The 18328-nt window shown below is 60.0% G+C and carries 12 protein-coding genes and 1 tRNA gene; 9 read left to right on the top strand and 4 right to left on the bottom strand.

Annotated elements, in window-relative coordinates:
* The 6 genes from IB235_RS09000 to IB235_RS08975 all read left to right on the top strand — a co-directional run.
* On the top strand, window positions 1-607 hold a 607-nt coding region (locus tag IB235_RS09000), incomplete at its 5' end, for an IS256 family transposase (protein ID WP_192336423.1).
* A gap of 158 nt (window positions 608-765) precedes the next feature.
* Window positions 766-2079 (top strand): class I SAM-dependent methyltransferase, encoded by a 1314-nt coding sequence (locus IB235_RS08995; protein ID WP_192336422.1) that lies wholly within the window; start codon window positions 766-768, stop codon window positions 2077-2079.
* On the top strand, window positions 2076-4637 hold the full coding sequence (locus tag IB235_RS08990; RefSeq protein ID WP_192336421.1) for a hypothetical protein: 2562 nt from the start codon (window positions 2076-2078) through the stop codon (window positions 4635-4637). The genes IB235_RS08995 and IB235_RS08990 overlap by 4 nt, the downstream gene beginning before the upstream one ends.
* Window positions 4630-6363: a hypothetical protein gene (locus IB235_RS08985; RefSeq protein WP_192336420.1), complete on the top strand. Its 1734-nt coding sequence runs from the start codon at window positions 4630-4632 to the stop codon at window positions 6361-6363. Before IB235_RS08990 ends, IB235_RS08985 begins: the two co-directional genes overlap by 8 nt.
* 4 nt (window positions 6364-6367) lie before the next feature.
* Window positions 6368-7429: a hypothetical protein gene (locus IB235_RS08980; protein WP_192336419.1), complete on the top strand. Its 1062-nt coding sequence runs from the start codon at window positions 6368-6370 to the stop codon at window positions 7427-7429.
* Window positions 7430-8162: 733 nt separating this feature from the next.
* Window positions 8163-8741, top strand: coding sequence for a hypothetical protein (locus tag IB235_RS08975; RefSeq protein WP_192336418.1), 579 nt, complete (start codon window positions 8163-8165; stop codon window positions 8739-8741).
* 110 nt (window positions 8742-8851) lie between these two features.
* Here IB235_RS08975 and IB235_RS08970 read toward each other — a convergent pair.
* Window positions 8852-8941 (bottom strand) — tRNA-Ser (locus IB235_RS08970).
* A 151-nt stretch (window positions 8942-9092) separates the two neighbouring features.
* On the opposite strand from IB235_RS08970, the gene IB235_RS08965 reads away from it, so the two are divergent.
* The 3 genes from IB235_RS08965 (at window position 9093) to IB235_RS08955 (ending at window position 13792) form a co-directional block, all read left to right on the top strand.
* The gene (locus IB235_RS08965) at window positions 9093-10160 is read left to right on the top strand and encodes an NUDIX domain-containing protein (protein WP_192336417.1); all 1068 of its coding nucleotides are present in this window, start codon (window positions 9093-9095) and stop codon (window positions 10158-10160) included.
* A gap of 85 nt (window positions 10161-10245) precedes the next feature.
* A complete protein-coding gene (locus IB235_RS08960) occupies window positions 10246-11277 on the top strand; it encodes a cysteine synthase A (RefSeq protein ID WP_155039754.1) in 1032 nt (343 codons plus the stop codon).
* 7 nt (window positions 11278-11284) lie between these two features.
* Complete coding sequence (locus IB235_RS08955; RefSeq protein WP_192336416.1) at window positions 11285-13792, top strand: DUF3772 domain-containing protein; 2508 nt, start codon at window positions 11285-11287, stop codon at window positions 13790-13792.
* A gap of 21 nt (window positions 13793-13813) precedes the next feature.
* Here IB235_RS08955 and IB235_RS08950 read toward each other — a convergent pair whose 3' ends face one another.
* The 3 genes from IB235_RS08950 to IB235_RS08940 all read right to left on the bottom strand — a co-directional run bounded on the left by IB235_RS08950 (window position 13814) and on the right by IB235_RS08940 (window position 18286).
* Window positions 13814-14890 carry an AI-2E family transporter gene (locus IB235_RS08950; RefSeq protein ID WP_192336415.1) on the bottom strand — a complete coding sequence of 359 codons (1077 nt, stop codon included), beginning with the start codon at window positions 14888-14890 and terminating at the stop codon, window positions 13814-13816.
* 75 nt (window positions 14891-14965) lie between these two features.
* A complete protein-coding gene (gyrA, locus tag IB235_RS08945) occupies window positions 14966-17644 on the bottom strand; it encodes a DNA gyrase subunit A (RefSeq protein ID WP_225612133.1) in 2679 nt (892 codons plus the stop codon).
* A 147-nt stretch (window positions 17645-17791) separates the two neighbouring features.
* A complete protein-coding gene (locus IB235_RS08940) occupies window positions 17792-18286 on the bottom strand; it encodes a disulfide bond formation protein B (protein ID WP_155039751.1) in 495 nt (164 codons plus the stop codon).
* Between the last annotated feature and the right edge of the window lie 42 nt (window positions 18287-18328).

Genomic DNA, 18328 nt, shown 5'->3' with positions numbered 1-18328 from the left:
CGAGGCCGAGACGTTCTGGATGGATTTTCTACGCTCGCTGAAAGCCCGCGGGCTCGAGGGCGTGAAGCTGGTGATCAGCGATGCCCATTCTGGACTGAAAGGAGCGATCGCGCGGGTCTTCGAGGCCACTTGGCAGCGCTGCCGCGTTCACTGGATGCGCAACGCCCTGGCGCATGTTTCCAAGGGCCAGCACACCGTCGTCGCCGCCGCGATCCGGCAGGCATTCGACCAGCCCGACCGCACCCATGCCGGTGAAACCTGGCGCAAGGTCGCCGATCAGCTCCGCCCGCGCTGGCCCAGGCTGGCAGAGCTGATGGACGCGAGCGAGCACGATGTGCTGGCCTACATGGCCTTTCCTCGCCAGCATCGCACAAAGTTGCACAGCACAAATCCGATCGAGCGCCTGAACAAGGAAGTGAAGCGCCGCGCCGATGTCGTCGGCATCTTCCCCAACGAGGCCTCGATCATGCGCCTGATCGGCGCGGTGCTGTTCGAACAAAACGACGAATGGCAGACCTCGAGCCGCTACATGATGGTCGAGGTCTTCGCCCAGATCGACAAGGAGGAGATCGACCCCATCCTCAGTATCACGACGAAAGCCGCCTGATCATGACCTCAGGCCATCGCGGAAATTACACCACCTTGACGGACGCTACCCCAACATGCGCCCACGTGCGCTCGCTGGCGCGACTGCTTTCGTATGGATGTAATCAACTAATTAGTGGAGAGTTGCGTCGATATGGGTTGGGTAGGGCTACGAATCTGATGGAAAAACTGCTCAGGACCGGCGAGAGACAGGTCGGTGTCACTAGGGACAAGATACGTGACGATCATCTGGCTCGATACGAATGGGCGGCAACTTTCGTTAGCCCAGAAATGCGCGTAATGGATGCGGGCTGCGGGATAGGCTACGGCGCGGTTCTTCTGGCTGATGCTGGTGCTTCGGTTCTAGCGGTGGACAGGGATGCCGAGGCGATTAGCTTGGCGCGCGCACATTGGCAGCATGATTCCGTGTCCTATCAGGTCGGCAATTTAAACTTTGTTCATAACCCCGGTGAGGACAGATTCGATTTGATCGTCGCCTTTGAAGTCGTTGAACATCTGGTCTCACCGGAACTTTTCCTACGCCAGATCCAGACCCTGGCAAAGCCCGATGCGACTGTTCTTTTGTCTGTTCCAAACGAGTCCTGTATTGCTCACAGCATTGATTTGAACCCCTTTCATATCCGCCATTTCGTCAAGTCCGAGCTTGAAGATCTGGCTCTTGGCTGCGGACTGCTTGTCGAGCGCGTTTATCATCAGGACAATAGGGAAATACGCGAGGATGGTGATGGCCGGACGCTGGTTGCGGTTTGTCGGATTAAACCATCTTACACGCCAGGCTGCAGAGATTCCTCCGACCTGGAGAGAGCATACGAGAAGGCCGAACTAGAATTACACAAGAGATCAGAAGCCATTCGGCAATTACAGGCACTGTCCGCTCCACCCGGCACCAACTCAACGCCTAGAAACCTTGGAATCTGGCAGTTTTCCGTCAGGGAGCGCGCCGCACAAATCACCGCGGAGCAGAATAGGCAGACGCTCAACAAGATCAGCCACCAGTTGCAAACCAGCGAGCATGAATTGCTGAAACTGCAAAATTCTCACAAAGAAACCCTTTCGTCCTTTAATCGCGCAAATGTCACCCTTCAAGCCTATGGCGATATTCTGCGGGAAAAAGACAACCAGATCGGTTTGCTTGAAAATGCACAGCGGACCGCGGTTGCGGAACAAAAAGTCAAATCTGAGCAATTGAAGCAGCTTCGCACCGCCCGAGCTCGTGAATCTGAACAATTGAAGCAGCTTCGCACCGCCCGAGCTCGTGAATCTGGACAATTGAAGCAGCTTCGCACCGCCCAAGCTCGCCAGAAGAAGTTTTTTGATCCTGCGCGACCAACTCTTGCTGGACTCTTCCGGTTGATGAAACGGCATCGTTTGTTTGTTGGTATCATTCTGCAGGCACCGTTGAATACCGCCAAAAACCTGATCAGTGTAAGTAGGCGTAAGAGAGCAAATGGTTCTGGAATGCTGTCAAAATGAATTTTTTACTTCTGGATGTTTCCAGCTTGCAACCCAGGGCGAATGATTTTGCCGAAACACTCGTTTCTGATTTGAATCGGTTTGGGCATCGAGGTCTGAATATTCGTGGTGAGCTCCGAAATGGACAGGTATTTCCCATTTTTGGTTGCGATGATCGGGTAGTGGTGGCAAATCCTTCAGCGAATGCGCGGAACGAACGACTATTACGGGATATTAGAGTGGATATCCTGGTTGTGCTGACGGATGATTGGCACTTGCCAACCGATATTGTCGGGCTGGGCGTGCCGGAATGGCTTCTGCTTGCATCAATTATGGTGCGCAAGATGCCGAATGGGAATATTGAGATTAGGCGATTTGGAGCGCGAACGGCGAGATCAATGCCGGTAGCGGAAGTGCCCGAAAAGTTAATTGAATTCGGAGTTGAACTCGCTGAGCAACAAATGGCACTACAGGTGCCTCTTAAGGATTTAACAACTTCGACTATTGATACCCTCGCCGAAGGAACTAAGCAGCTGCGCCGTTATCAATATTTGGTGGCGGATCGAGATTTGACGCTGTGGCCCGTGCCAAGCGTCTTGGTTGGCGGAGCACTAGAATCTATTCAAGATGGAGAGGTGCTTTTTGGAGTGGATCTGTGGGTTAAAGGCTGGATCGATTGGAATCCGAAGAAATTTCAAAGACTCGAACTAAGAATAGGAAATCGAGACGTTCCACTAACGATTCTTGACCTTCGTCCTGACGTGCTAAGCAAGCGAGACGCGCAGAACCCGGTCGGGTTTGAAGGTCGGATCGATGTTGGTGGCTTGCCGACTGAGCTACTGTTGGAAATATGGATTGTCGACTCTCAGAGTATCGCCCGGCGGTGGCGATCTCTGAAATTGTGGCGAGATGAGGCACTGTCGGGCCAGACCCGCACGCCGTTGGTGACCGGGTGGGTAAAGCTGGACGGAGACAAACTGATCTGTCTGCCGCGCTGCGCTGACCGGCAGGTGAAGGCAATCGCCGTCTATCAAGGAGGCATTTGCATCGGGGCGATGACAGGGTTGGAAGGTCGAAATCCTACCGCCCCGGTTACGATCTGGTTTGCGACAGTCGACCGCACGGCCGCGCTGCTTCATGTTCATGTTTTTCTGGAGGATGGCACGGGTTGCGCATGGTTGTGTCTTGACGGCAAGACCAACGATCTGTGGCAACCAAGACATGATGACCCAACACAGGGACATGTTATTACGAGCGATACCGTCGATCCGCGGGAGCTGGAAACACCGGCCGCGCATGAGGCTAATTGGACAGTTAACGGGATACATGCCGAATTTATCGGCACGCATCCAGTTATTGATATCTCGCATCAACCGGGTCGCCTTGTGATCGAGGCGGATATACCGGGTCAACGTAAAATGGTTTGGGATTTGTGGCGCCATTGCCGCGATGCGCTAAACTGTCAAAGACTTCCGCTTTTCACCGTTCCTCCCGCCACGAAGGTACCAACCCGGCGCCGTATCGCGCGACCTCGTGTCGTTTTGTTGCGGCCATTTGCAGCGCCGACTGATGAGCTTTATATCTTGGCGCCGCTGCGCAGACTGGCCGAGACCGGGCAGATTGACCTGCGGCTCGTCAACACACGAGATGAACAGCTTACGCCGGCGAAAAGGCTTTCCCTGCTGAGCAGCGGTTGCAGTGTAATCGTATCGCGCTACCTGCCTGACGAATGGATCGCCAGCCTGTCGCAGCGCAGGCGTCACCTTGCTGATGTCTTCTATGTGATGGACGATATCGTCACGCTGGCCGAGGACGATCCGGGGATGATCCCCGCAAGCTATCGCAAACGTATGGTTGGAGTCGCGCATGGCGAATTTCAGACCCTGCTTCATCTGTGCTCCCGACTGATCGTCACTTCGGAGCGACTTGCGCAGGTGTATGCCAGCGACAAAACAGACCTACTGACACCGCCGTATCTTTCGCCATGCGGGGATCTCGATCATCTTGCGGATTTTTCGGAAATTCGAATTGAGTATCATGGGACTCAGGTGCACCGGGATGATTTGGCTTTCATCTCGCCTGCCTTGGTTGCTCTTTGCAATCGGTATCATCATGTGCGTGTCGGCGTATGGATGGGCCGCTCTGCACCGGAGGCGCTGCGCGGACACGCTAGGATCGAGATCAAGAAGGACGTCCCATGGGAGGATTACAAAGCCGCAGTTGGTAAGACCCGTGCGCATATCGCCTTGGCTCCTCTGCTGGGCAAACCTTATAATCAGGGCAAGTCCTTCGTAAAAATTCTGGACAATGCAAGGATTGGTGCAGTTGGACTATATAGCCTGCGCGCGCCCTACATGGATGTGATTGCCCATGGCGAGAACGGCTTTCTTCTTGAGAACGATCCGCGGTTGTGGGAGCGGACGCTGCGTTGGTTAGTAGAGCATCCAGAAGATATCACCCGCACCGCAAAGGCCGCGCAGGATCTGGCCGTGACTCTCGGAGACGTCACCAAGTTGGAACGCTATTGGTCGCGACACCTTTTGGGTAAGGCACCAGGAAATGAGGTGGTGGATGAATAGACCGCTCTCCAACGGAGACCAGAGCTTTGCGTTCGCCAGCTCCCTGTCCAGTGATTCCCATGTGGGGCCGCTACGGTTTCTCATTCATCTCGAAGTAGCAAACCAGCATCGCCTGTCACGTGCGGCGGCCATTGCCCGGACTCTGATGAAGGGCGGTCATGAGGCTGCTATATCCTATGAACCGCGCATCAGCTTTCGCCTGGCGCCTACTGACACCGAAACCATGTTTCTGGATGACGGTCTCATTATTCAAAATTGGATCAGACGCATCCCCGATGTTCAACTCTTCTGCTTGGACACTTTTTGCGAGAACAGCTTGGAAGGCATCCATGCTGCCCAAAACCTTCGGGCTTCTAAGCTGGCCGCGTTAATCGGAGATTTTGCTCCGTCGTGGATCATGTTGTGGGGCGGCGAATTTGAGTACCAACAAGGTAGCCTCGCCGCGATCGAAACGACTGGAATGCAGGACCGGACACTTTTCTTTGAGGTAGCATGGTTGCCTCAGCAGGAGCACATGTACTTCGACATTGCAGGCACGAACAGCCGCAGTTCTCTGGTCGAATACAGCTATCCGGGTCTGTCGCGGACGCAGATGGACCTCTTGCACGATGCCAAGCGGAGGTTTCGTCATTTGCGCGGTGGGGTAACCGGTCCCTTAAGAAACACCAATGAGATATTTGTGCCACTGCAGATTGAAACCGATACCAGTTTTCGTATCGGCGCACCCTTTAGAACCAACTCCGAATTTATTCGCTTTTTGGAAGGCTGGTTGCCGCCGAACCACACCGCGACACTGAAATTACATCCCAAGGAACGTCTACGCGGATATCCGCCAGTAACCGTTCGGCAGAACTTTCGTCTGATCACCTCCGGATCTCTGGATCGGATGATGCTGGCGGCCGACCATGTACTGGGGGTCAGCAGCACAGTGCTGTTAGAAGCGGCGATGCTCGGCAAGCATACAGTGGCGCTTGGTCGCGGTCTTTTCACCGGCAGCGGTGCCGTGATCGAGGCCCGCATCACAGATGATGCTGCAAAAATCCTGTCCCGCCCGATAGACAGCGAGGCACAGGATAGGTTTCTTTATGAACTGCTGTTTAGAAGACAAGTATCTCTGTCGGCTCTCGAATGTCAGGACTATGCTCATCTTGCAACTCGCGAACCTTTTGCGACCATTCTAAGAACATCGCATCAACCGTCCAAGAATGCCCGCTTTGTGGAAAAATTGTCTAAAGGAGAATCGATGATTACCGTTGGCAGAAGTCGTATTGCGAAGACCGCGGTTCTCGATGTCGAGCAGGGCGGCGAGATTGTCATCGCCAATGACAGCGATATTCGTAACAATGCTGTGCTAGAGGTGTCGGGCCGCTATAATGGGTCGATCCGCATCGGCAACAATTCGGTCATCGGCATTGGCAGTTGGCTGCAAGGCTCTGGAAAAATAGAGATTGGCGACGACGTAATCATCGGCCCATATGCCGCAATCGTCTCCACCAATCATCAGTACGAGGATGTCTCGGTTCCGATTGCAAAGCAGCCGCTTACAACGGGGGCGATTACAATCGAAAATGATGTCTGGATCGGCGCACATGTGACGGTTGCTATGAATGTCCGAATTGGAGCGCATTCAATTATCGGAGCAAATTCCTTCGTAAATTCTGATATTCCACCCTATTCCGTTGCTGTAGGCAGTCCGGCGCGCGTCATCAGAAGCCGAAAGCCATAATGTCATGCGATTGCTTTTTGTAAGCGGCGCGGGCATCCTGCCCGAACAACGCGTCGCACGATGGCAAATGGTGTCGCAACTTTATGCCAGTCTTGGTCGGGCCATGCAGGCGCTCGGACATCAAGTCTATTTCTACGTCCATCCCGAAGCTATGCATGAGGATCTCCCAAAAGCGGCGACATGGTGTCAGCCTGACCATGGGCACTTTGGCTATGTCCTCGAAAGCTTTGCGCCGGACTTCGTATTCTGCTGGAACGGGTGGTCACCGGGTGATCGAATTACAACTGCCATGGCGGCTTCAGTCAATGCAAAGATGATATTTTCTGAGCAGGGATGGTTTCCACAGAAGACTAAGTTGTATTTCGACATGACAGGCACGAATGCTCGGTGTGGCACACGGTTCTCTCAGTTTTCCAAACTCGACACAGCAGCAAGAGAAAAATTCTTGATTGCGAGAGCGGGTTATATTCAGGAATCCCAAATCGGGCATTTGTTTGACGGTGCCACTTTTCATATCCAGCCGCCAGATATGTCTCTACCGGTCTTCGTGCCGCTGCAGGACGAGCGCGACTTGAATATTGTCCAAGATTCACCTTTCCGTACAATGGATGAATTCGTCGGATATCTGGCGCAAAAATTACCCGGTATGACGTTGCGGGTCAGACCGCACCCTAAGTACCCTGATCCAAAGTTGTCGCCTCGTCCGGGCGTGGTTATTGATAATCCCAAGAAGCCGATGTTTCAGAGTCTATCGGAATGCGGTCTGGTAATGGGCATAAACTCTACGACGCTATTGGAAAGTGCACTTTTGGGGAAGACCGTTATCTCTTTTGGAGAAAGCCTTGCTACCGGGACTGGTCTACTGTGCGATCTTCGGCCCGGCGACGACATAAATCTTTCATCACTGGCTATCGATATTCAAACAGCCGAGGCAGTTTTGGCAGTCCTTCTGGAAAAGCAGATGCCACGTACGGATCTGTCGAACCCCGTAAAGGTTATGCAATCTGCGCTTTTTCGAGATATGCGGCGATTTGTCAGGAAACCCTCGCTACATGGCTGGATGTAGCAACTTGTGCTACCTCGCAAACCGACGTCATATCGCCCGTTGGGTCGAAAGCCCGTCTTTGGGGAAAGCAGGCGCCGCAATCAATTCTGATCCGCTGCGAGAAGGGCGTTCGTGCTCCCAGTCCCAGTCACAGGCCTATAGGGAAAGCGGCCGGTTAGGTTGTGCTAGTCGCTGAGGTCGCTATACCGCATCGCGGCTGACGGTTTTCCGCCCTGTCTTGACTTATCACCGGGCTCGAGGCGCTGTACTAGCGACTGCTTGTAGTTATCGCTGCCGCCACAATGCCGCACCGCCATTTGACCGCTTTCCGCCCGACGTGTCGGGCACAAACAGACTTACTCTCCACATGAAGCACGCGCAACAAATGGCAGCAAGGTCCGCATTGCGATAGGCAACAACATTTGTCGGTGATGGCACTGCCACGGTAGGGTGATTTCCGAGGCGAGAAGAACCAGGCCGAAATGGGGGAAGGGATGAGCCCTGAAGCTGAGCTCTGGTCATCCGTGGTGGTGACAGCGATCCGTGACGCAAGGCGAGGAGACGCACAGGCGCGGGCATGGCTCGCGCGGCGCTCCCCCGATCTTGTGACGGTCTGCACGTTCGCAGGCATTGACCCAGACTGGCTGTTGAGGCTCGCGCCACGACTCACAGGTCGCGCGCTGGGCATCCAGGCATTTGCCCCTTCAGCTGAGACACTTCTGGCCAGACTGGCTGCCCTGCGTAGGCTCGCGGCATGACGGCCCTGCCAATCCCGATCTCGGCCAATGTTGTCGCCGCAGGGCGCGCGGCCTGGCAGGCTTTCAAAGCTTCGCGACCGCTCGGGTTGGATCAGCTCATGGCGATGGGCGTGGCGCTTTTGGTGGGGCGGCGGTGGGCGCTTGAAGCGGCGGACACGGATCGACCAGTTGGGCGGCCCTATATCGCCGCTCTCAGGGAGTGGTGCGAGGCCGAGGGCTTCGACGACCTGCCGACGTCTTGGCGCATGGACCTGCTCTGGTGCGCCGAGCATGAGGCCGAGGTGCGGCAGGCCTATGCGGCTCAGCTCGCCACGCGTACCAAATCGCTGCCTTCGATCAACCCACGCACCCTGCGCCAGTCGGTCGCGAAACAAGCAGCCGAGGGCGCGCCGAGAAAGCGCAAGGGCGCATCGGTCGCCAACCTGGCCATTGCAACGCTCTGCGGTTTGGTTGGCGCGCGGCTTGCGCGATGCGAGCCTGCTGAAGCTCTCGCCGAAATCGCCGCTCTGGCAGAGACACTGGATGATGCGGCGCGGCGCAACATTGAAGTTTCAGGGCTAGAAAGCGTCCGCTGACATTCGCACAACTTCGCGAGCAGCCGCTATTTGCAACGGGAAGAATTGGGGGAACAGATCGCTCCCCATCACAATTTTTCGCGCAAATACAATAAGATAGTGACGCCAAGTGGCGGAGAGGGTGGGATTCGAACCCACGGAACCCTTGCAGGCTCAACGGTTTTCGAGACCGCCCCGTTCGACCACTCCGGCACCTCTCCGCGCTTCTTGGGTGGTGGCGCGGATTTAGACGGGGTGGGGTTGAAGCGCAAGAGCCTTTCCGCGAAAAAATGCGAGATTTTCAAACTTCTTTTTCGGCAGGTGCGCGATGATCCAGAAAACGCTGCAATTCCCCAGAAAACGGGTCAGCCGATGCCGGTCCTGATCGGGGCATTGGCCCATCCGGCCTTGCGCATGCGTCTGGCGCCCGAGGCGATCAAGGCCCCTCCGCTGGATGGCAGGCTGCTGGGCGGGGCGATGGCGGGCATCGCGCCGGACAGGTTTCCGGCTTTTGAGCCCGGTGCGGGCCATGTCCCGGCATGGGAGACGCCCTGGACCGACCAGTTGCGTCGCTATGCCGAAATCCTGAGCCTTGAGACGCGCGAAATTGGCGGGCGCGAGGTGCTGGGCATCGGCGATGACAGGGGCGACGGCCATTGGCAGCCCGAATTGGCCGCGGCCATTGCAGATTGGTTGCTGGACCGACTGGCCGACCGTCCCGCGCCATCCCTGCGCCCGCGATTGCCGATGATCGCCAGCTGGATCGCCTCGCGCCTGCGGGCAGAGGCCGAGACCGGGCATCTGCCGCAGATCGGCCCCTCGGGGGCCGAGCGCGTGCGCGAGGCGACATGGGACGAACCCTATGCCGATTACTTCTCGGTCGAATCGCATGTGCTGCATCAACGCCGCCATCGGGGCGACTGGTCGCCGGACATGCGCCGCGCGGTATTTGTCTCGGGCGATGCGACGGTGGTGCTGCCATGGGACCCCGTCCGCGATCGGGTCATGCTGATCGACCAGTTCCGCCCCGGCCCGGTCGCACGCGGCGACGCGCAGCCCTGGCTTTATGAGACAATCGCCGGGCGGGTCGATGCCGGAGAGACGCCCGAACAGGCTGCCCTGCGCGAAGGGGTCGAGGAGGCGGGGCTTGGCATCTCGCGGCTGATCCCGGGTCCGCACAACTATCCCAGTCCCGGCGCGATGGCGGAATTCCTTTATCTTTATATCGGCATTGCCGACCTGCCCGATGAGACGGCGGGTTTCGGCGGGCTTGAGATCGAGGACGAGGATATCCGCTCTCATGTCATTCCCCGCGCGGATTTGACGCGCATGGCCATGACCGGAGAGCTGCGCAACGGCCCGCTGCTGACGCTGGCGCTGTGGCTTGAACTCAATCATGCCCGGTTGCGCGCGGAATTTGACGCGCGTCAGGCCGACTGATCACGCAAAGTCCAGACCCCGCGGGGTTGCCGCCATCCGGCAGCCCCGTGTAGACCGGGGACGATCATTTCGCGAAAGGCCCGCCATGCGCATCTGCCCCGACCTCGCCTCTGCCATCGGCAATACCCCCCTGATCCGGCTGAACCGCGCATCCGAGGAAACCGGCTGCGAGATTCTGGGCAAGGCCGAGTTCATGAATCCCGGCCAGTCGGTCAAGGACCGGGCGGCGCTGTACATCATCAAGGACGCGGTCGCACGCGGAGAGCTGAAGCCCGGCGGCACCATCGTCGAGGGCACGGCCGGCAATACCGGGATCGGGCTGGCGCTGGTCGGGTCCTCGATGGGCTTCCGTTCGGTCATCGTGATCCCGGAAACCCAGAGCCAGGAAAAAAAGGACATGCTGCGTCTGGCAGGTGCCGAACTGGTCGAGGTGCCCGCGGCCCCCTACAAGAACCCCAACAACTACGTCCGCTATTCGGGTCGTCTGGCCGAGGAACTGGCCCGGACCGAAGCGAATGGCGCGATCTGGGCCAACCAGTTCGACAATGTAGCCAACCGTCAGGCCCATGTCGAAACCACCGGCCCCGAGATCTGGGAACAGACCGGGGGCAAGGTCGACGGCTTCATCTGCGCCGTGGGCTCGGGCGGGACGCTGGCCGGGGTGGCGATGGCGCTGCAACCCAAGGGCGTCAAGATCGGTCTTGCCGATCCCGAGGGCGCGGCACTGCACAGCTTCTATACCGAAGGCGTGTTCGAAAGCCCCGGCTCGTCCATCACCGAGGGCATTGGTCAGGGCCGCATCACCGCGAACCTTGAAGGCTTCACCCCCGATTTCAGCTATCGCATCCCCGATGCCGAGGCGCTGCCGGTCGTCTTCGACCTGCTGGAATATGAGGGTCTGTGCCTTGGCGGTTCCTCGGGGATCAACATCGCCGGTGCGATCCGCATGGCCAAAGAGATGGGTCCGGGCCATACCATCGTGACCGTGCTGTGCGATTACGGCACGCGCTACCAGACCAAGCTCTTCAACCCGGAATTCCTGCGCGCCAAGGGTCTGCCCGTGCCGCAATGGCTGGCCCGCAAGCCGGCCGTTCTGCCGGAAGTTTTCGAGGACTGAGAGACTGATGCAACGACTGATCGTCCTGATCGCGGCGCTGTTTGTCACGCTGTCGCTGGCACTGTCTGCTCCTGCCTTCGCGCAGGAGCCGGACGCGCCGAATTACGACAACTGGGGCAAGCTCGCCGAACAGGCCGAGCAGATCCTTGAAGCGGGCGAGGCGAACGAGGCCAAGCTGCAATCGATCCGCGAAGAGGTGGTGAAATGGCGCGACGGCTTCAAGTCGGCGCAGGGCATCAACTCAACCCGGATCGCCACGCTCAAGGACCAGATCGCGGCGCTGGGTACGGTTCCGGCCGAGGGCCAGCCCCCTGAATCCGAGGATGTGGCCGCCCGCCGCAAAGAGCTGAACGACCAGCTGGCCGAGCTGCAGGCACCGGGTCTGAAGGCCGTCGAGGCCTATGGCCGCGCCGATGGCATCATCCAGCAGGTCGATCAGGCTTTGCGCCAGCGCCAGACCTATGCGCTGATCCGCCAGACGCCCTCGCCGCTGAATCCGGCCAATTGGGGTCCCGCCTTTGCCGAGGCAGGACAACTGGCCGTCCATGTCTATGACGAAATCAAGCAGCGCTGGAGCCAGTTCGGCACCGGTCCCGGTTTCGCCCAGCGTATCCTGGTCACCTTGGGCTTCCTGCTGGCGGCGGTCCTGCTGCTGTCGCGGGGACGACGCTGGGTCGATTCCCTGCCGTCACGGCTGTCGGTGCGGGCCAGCGAACGCTCGCGTGCGGCGCTGATCTTTGGCGTGTCGCTGGGGCAGATCGCCATTCCCCTGATCGGCATCGTGCTGGGGGTCGCCGCATTGCTGGCGACGGACATGTTCGGGAAATGGGGCGGGCCGCTGCTGCGCTCGATCCCGGTCGCGGGTCTGGTGTTCTTTGGCGGCTTCTGGCTGGTCCGGCGGATCTTCCCGGCGCCGGGAACCGCGGATTCGCTGCCGCTGCCGATGACCGAGGATCAGCGACGCAAGGCCGCCTTCCGCGCGACCATGCTGGCCATGGCCACGGCCATCCACCAGCTGATCTCGCGCACGGTGCTGCCGCTGTCGGGCTTTCATTCGCAGAATGACACCGCGACTGTGCCGCAGCGGCTCAGCGAGGCCTCGGCCGGGGTCTGGCATTTCGTGATCATCCTGCTGGGCGGGTTCTTCCTGTTCCAGCTGTGCAACGTGCTGCGCCGCTTGCGACCGGCACAGCTGGATGGCCCGCCTGATTACCGCACCCGGATCGTGGCCTTCCTTGCCACCATCGGGCGGCTGATCGCGCTGGCCTCGCCGGTGCTGGCGGCAGCGGGCTTTGTCACGGCGGGCAACGCGATCCTGTGGGCGACGGTACTGACGCTGGCGCTGGTGGCGTTGCTGATCGTGCTGCAGGACTTCATCGCCGACCTTTACGCAATGGCCAAGGGCGGCGACCGGACGGCGCGTGATGCGCTGATGCCGGTGCTGGTCAGCTTTGCGCTGGTCGTGGTGTCGATGCCGCTTTTCGCGCTGATCTGGGGCGCAAGGCGCAGCGATCTGGCCGAGGCATGGACCAAGATCGAACGCGGTTTCAGCTTTGGCGGCGTCAGCCTGTCGCCCATGGCGATCATCACGTTCCTGATCATCTTCTGCATCGGCTATTTCCTGACGCGCTTCATTCAGGGCGCATTCCGCACCTCGATCCTGCCCAAGACCAAGCTGGACGTGGGCGGACAGAACGCCGTCGTGTCGATGATGGGCTATGTCGGCATGGGGCTGGCTGGGCTGCTGGCGATCACCTCGGCGGGGATCGACCTGTCGTCGCTGGCGATCGTCGCCGGTGCCTTGTCGGTCGGTATCGGTTTCGGCATGCAGCAGGTGGTGTCGAACTTTGTCTCGGGCATCATCCTGCTGGTCGAACGCCCGATTGCGGTGGGCGACTGGATCGAGGTCGGGACCAAGCAGGGAGTCGTCAAGAAGATGTCGGTGCGCGCCACCCAGATCCAGACCTTCGACCGCAACAACGTGATCGTGCCGAACTCTGACCTGATCACCCAGCAAGTGACGAACTGGACGCGGGGCAGTCTGCAGGGCCGGATCATCGTGCCGATCGGCGTGGCCTTTGGCAGCGACACGCGGCGGGTGGCCCAGATCCTGCAGGAAATCGCCGAAGATCAGCCGACCGTGCTGATCAATCCGGCACCTGCCGTGCTGTTCCGCGGCTTCGGCCCCGACAGCATGATGTTCGAGATCCGCGCCGTGCTGTCCGATATCAACGGCGGCATCGGTGTGACCTCGGAAATCAACCATCAGGTCGTCGAGCGTTTTGCCGCCGAGGGGATCGAGATTCCTTACGCGCAACGCGACATCTGGCTGCGCAATCCCGAGGTGCTGGCCACATTGGCCAATCACCTGCGCGAAAGCGAGAAGCTGGAGAAGCCCGTGGCTCCGCCGGTTCCCAAGCCCACGCCTTCGCGTGCCCCGCTGCATCGCGACGAGGCCCCCGAATATGACAACGGCGATGCCGATGGGGATGGCGACGCTGACGGGCGTGGTTAAAACGCTGCCGCGGCTGGGGAACTAGCCGCGCAGCCGCAATGGGTCGGGGGGCTCCTCGTCGGGCAGCCCCTCATGGGACAGCAGGATCGCCACGGGTCGCAGCCATGGGATCTGCGCGCAGACGATCATCACCGCGACCATGATCGGCACCGCCAGAAACGTCCCGGCAATGCCCCAGAGTGCGCCCCAGAAGGCCAGCGCAAGGATGATCCCGAACGTGGACAGGCGCAGCGTCTGACCCAGCAGCAGCGGATCAAGGATATTTCCGATCAGGAACTGCACCGCCGTGCAGGCCCCACCGATGATCAAGGTCGCGGTCGGGTCGCCGGTCTGCGCCAGAATGACCGCGATCGCGGTGCCGGTAGCGATGATCGTGCCGATGGTGGGAATGAAGTTCAGGATGAAGGTCAGCGTTGCCATGGCGCCCGAAAGCTCCAGCCCGGCAGCGCGGAAGATCACCCAGATCAGCGCCGCCGTGACCGCGCTGATCGCAGCCTTGACCACAAGGTAGCGGTTCACGCGGCGCATGATCGTATGGATGACGTGCAGCACGTTTTCGGCGCGGTCGGGGTCGCCGGTCAGGTTCTCGATCTTGACCGGGAACCAGATCCTTTCGCTGAACATGAAGCCGACAAAGGTCACCACCAGCACCGAGCCCGAAATCAGGCTTGAGGCCTGCCCGGCTGCCGACCGGATCCAGCCCGCGAAATCGATGCTGCCAAGGAAGGTGGCGATGGATTCCTGCACCTGCGGCCCCCAGCGTTGACTGAGGCTGGACAGCGCCGCCTGCGCGCGGTCGGCATAAAGGATCGAGGTCGAGACGACCTCATTGACCTGCGCCACCACCGTTGTCGCCGCCCAGAGCAGGCTGATGGCAATGGCAATTAGCGCCAGGGTCGTTGCCAGCCAGTTCGGCACGCGCAACCGGGCAAAGGCCGAAATCGCGTCGCTGGTCAGCGAAAAGATGATGATGGCGATGGCAAGGCAGATCAGCAGGAAACGCGCCTGCACCAGCAGGAACATGATCAGCCCAAAGGCGATGACGCCCAAAAACCCCGTCTGCAGCCTTTCGCTTAGCTGCGAGTCGCGTGAATTCAAAACGTCACCCCGCCGTCACCCTTGCATGGCCCGGCGGTCAGGGGCGGGCGCTGATCGCGCCGGCCCCGCTGTCACTCAGGCTTCGGCCTCATCCTCGCCATTCTCGGCGATGCGGGCAACAGAAACCACGGATTCGCCTTCGGCTGTATTGAAGACGCGCACGCCACCGGCAGAACGCGACCGGAAGCTGATCCCGTCGACAGGTACGCGGATCGATTGCCCGGTCGAGGTCGCCAGCATGATCTGGTCATCGCCCTCGACGGGGAAACTGGCCACCAGATCGCCGCCGCGCATGGCCTTGTCCATGGCCATGACGCCCTGACCGCCGCGCCCGCGCACCGGATAGTCGTGGCTGGAGCTGATCTTGCCCGCGCCCTTGGCGGTGATGGTCAGGATCAGGTCCTCGGCCGCCGACATTTCGGCATAGCGTTCCTGCGTGATATTGCCTTCAGCGACGGCTTCCTCGTCCTCATCGGCCTCGGCCCCGTCATCCAGCGCACCGGCAACGGCACGGCGCATCTTCAGATAGGCGGCGCGTTCGGCGGGATCGGCCTCGAAATGGCGGATCACCGACATGCTGACCACGCGGCTGCCCTCGGCCAGACGGATGCCGCGCACGCCGGTGGAATCGCGGCCCTTGAAGACGCGGACATCGGTGGTCGGGAAGCGGATCGCGCGACCCGATGCCGTGACCAGCATCACGTCGTCATTTTCCGTGGCCATGCGCACGCCGATCAGTTCCACCCCTTCGGGCAGCTTCATGGCGATCTTGCCGTTCGACTTGATATTGGTGAAATCGGACAGCGCATTGCGGCGCACATCGCCCTCGGAAGTGGCGAAGATCACCTGATAGTCGTCCCAGTCCTTTTCGGGCGCATCGACCGGCATCAGGGCGGCGATGGAAACGCCCTGCGTGATCGGCAGGATATTGACCATGGCCTTGCCCTTGGCCGTGCGTCCGCCCAAAGGCAGCCGCCACGTTTTCAGCCGGTAGACCATGCCGTCGGTGGTGAAGAACAGCAGTTCGGTATGGGTATTGGCGACGAACAGCGTGGTGACCAGATCGTCTTCCTTGGTCGCCATGCTGGACAGACCCTTACCGCCGCGCCGCTGGGCGCGGAATTCGGCCAAGGCCGTGCGCTTGATATAGCCGCCCGAGGTGATGGTGACGACCATGTCCTCGCGCTCGATCAGGTCCTCGTCGTCCATGTCCCCGGCCCAGTCCGAAATCTCGGTCCGGCGCGGCACGGCGAAATTGTTGCGAACCTCGCGCAGCTCATCGCTGATGATCGCCATGATCCGATCACGCGAGGCGAGGATGGCAAGGAATTCGCGGATGGATTCCGCCAGCGTCTGCAATTCGCTGGTGACTTCCTGCACGCCCAGCTGGGTCAGGCGCTGCAGGCGCAGTTCCAGAATGGCGCGGGCCTGCGTTTCCGACAGGTTGTAGGTCCCGTCCTCATTGACCGGATGCAGCGGGTCGTCGATCAGCTTCAGATATTCGACGATGTCATGGGCGGGCCAACGCCGTTCCATCAGCCGCTGCCGGGCTTCGGCCGCATCGGCCGAGGAGCGGATCGTGTGGACGACCTCATCGACATTGCTGACAGCCACGGCCAGACCGCACAGCACATGCGCACGTTCGCGCGCCTTGCGCAGTTCGAACGCGGTGCGGCGGGCGACGACGTCTTCGCGGAAAGTCAGGAAATGGGTCAGGAAGTCGCGCAGCGCCAGTTGCTCGGGACGACCGCCGTTCAGCGCCAGCATGTTGCAGCCAAAGCTGGTCTGCATGGGCGTAAAGCGGAACAGCTGGTTCAGCACCACCTCGGCAGTGGCGTCGCGTTTCAGTTCGACGACGACGCGGACGCCGTTGCGGTCGGATTCGTCCTGCACATGGGCGATGCCCTCAATGCGCTTTTCCTTGGCCAGTTCGGCGATCTTTTCGATCATCGTGGCCTTGTTCACCTGATAGGGGATTTCATCCAGCACGATCATCTGGCGACCGTTGCGGGATTCCTCGATCCGGGTCTTGGAGCGGATGATGACGCTGCCGCGGCCTTCCAGATAGGCTTTGCGGATACCCGAGCGGCCAAGGATGATGCCGCCGGTGGGGAAGTCGGGGCCCTGCACGATCTCCATCAGGCGCTCGGTCGGCAGGTCGGGGTTCTCGATCAGCGCCAGCGTGGCGTCGATGACTTCGCCAAGGTTATGCGGCGGGATGTTGGTGGCCATGCCGACGGCGATGCCGCCCGCGCCATTGACCAGCATGTTCGGGTAACGCGCCGGCAGGACGGTCGGCTCGCGGTCCTTGCCGTCATAGTTGTCCTGAAACTCGACCGTGTCCTTGTCGATATCCATGAGCAGATAGGCCGAGGGCTTGTCCATCCGCACTTCGGTGTAACGCATGGCCGCGGCGCTATCGCCGTCCATCGAGCCGAAGTTGCCCTGACCGTCCAGCAGCGGCAGGGACATGGAAAAGTCCTGAGCCATCCGCACCAGCGCGTCATAGATCGCGGCGTCGCCATGCGGGTGGTATTTACCCATCACGTCGCCGACCGGACGGGCCGATTTGCGATAGGGCTTGTCATGGGTGTTGCCGGTTTCGTGCATGGCGAACAGGATGCGCCGGTGCACCGGCTTCAACCCGTCGCGCAGATCCGGGATCGCGCGGCTGACGATCACCGACATGGCATAGTCGAGGTAGGACGAGCGCATCTCGCTCGCGATGTCGATTACGGGCCCGTCATGGTGCATCACCGCCCGTTCCGGGGCGCCGTTCTCGGTGGTGTCGTCATCATCGTGATCGGGGGTATCGGACACTGGATCGCCTCAACATTTTGTTGATGACGGGTCTATCCGATACCAGCCGAGGGTGCAATCTTTCGCTGGGGAAAAGGCCCTTCAGGCCTGCCCGAAAGCCCTTTTGCGGCCCCGCGCGCAGGCGGCCCAGATCGCCGCCAGAATGGCCGAGCAGATCGCGTTCCAGCCCGCCATCGAGATCCCGAACAGCTGCCAACTGATTTCGTCGCAGCGCACCACCGGGGCCTTCTCCAATGCGGCCATCAGGTCGCCGGTGGACATCGTGGCCAGCCCCGTCACCCCGCCCGAGCAATGCTGTGGACCCAGCCACATCTTCATCTCGACCCCGGTGTGATACACGGCAAGGCCGAATGCCACCAACGCCGCCAGCAGACCCAGAAGCGCCAGCCAGCGTTTCCAGCCCAGCACGGCGATCAGCAGGCCGATGATGGCCGCGACCAGATGCGGCCAGCGTTGCAGGATGCACAGTTCGCAAGGCGCATAGCCGAAGAACTGAAAGGTCAGGGCGGCAGCCAGCAGGGCCGCCGATCCGGCGCCCGCAAGCATTCCCAACTGTTTGCTGTAGGTCTGGGTCATGGCTCTCGCTTACGGGTTGGGCAGGTTTCGGACAAATCCCAA

Source organism: Paracoccus sp. PAR01, from assembly GCF_014851995.1.
GTDB lineage: Bacteria > Pseudomonadota > Alphaproteobacteria > Rhodobacterales > Rhodobacteraceae > Paracoccus > Paracoccus litorisediminis.
The sequence above is the reverse complement of the archived record's forward strand: the minus strand, read 5'-3'. Positions and strand labels throughout refer to the sequence as shown.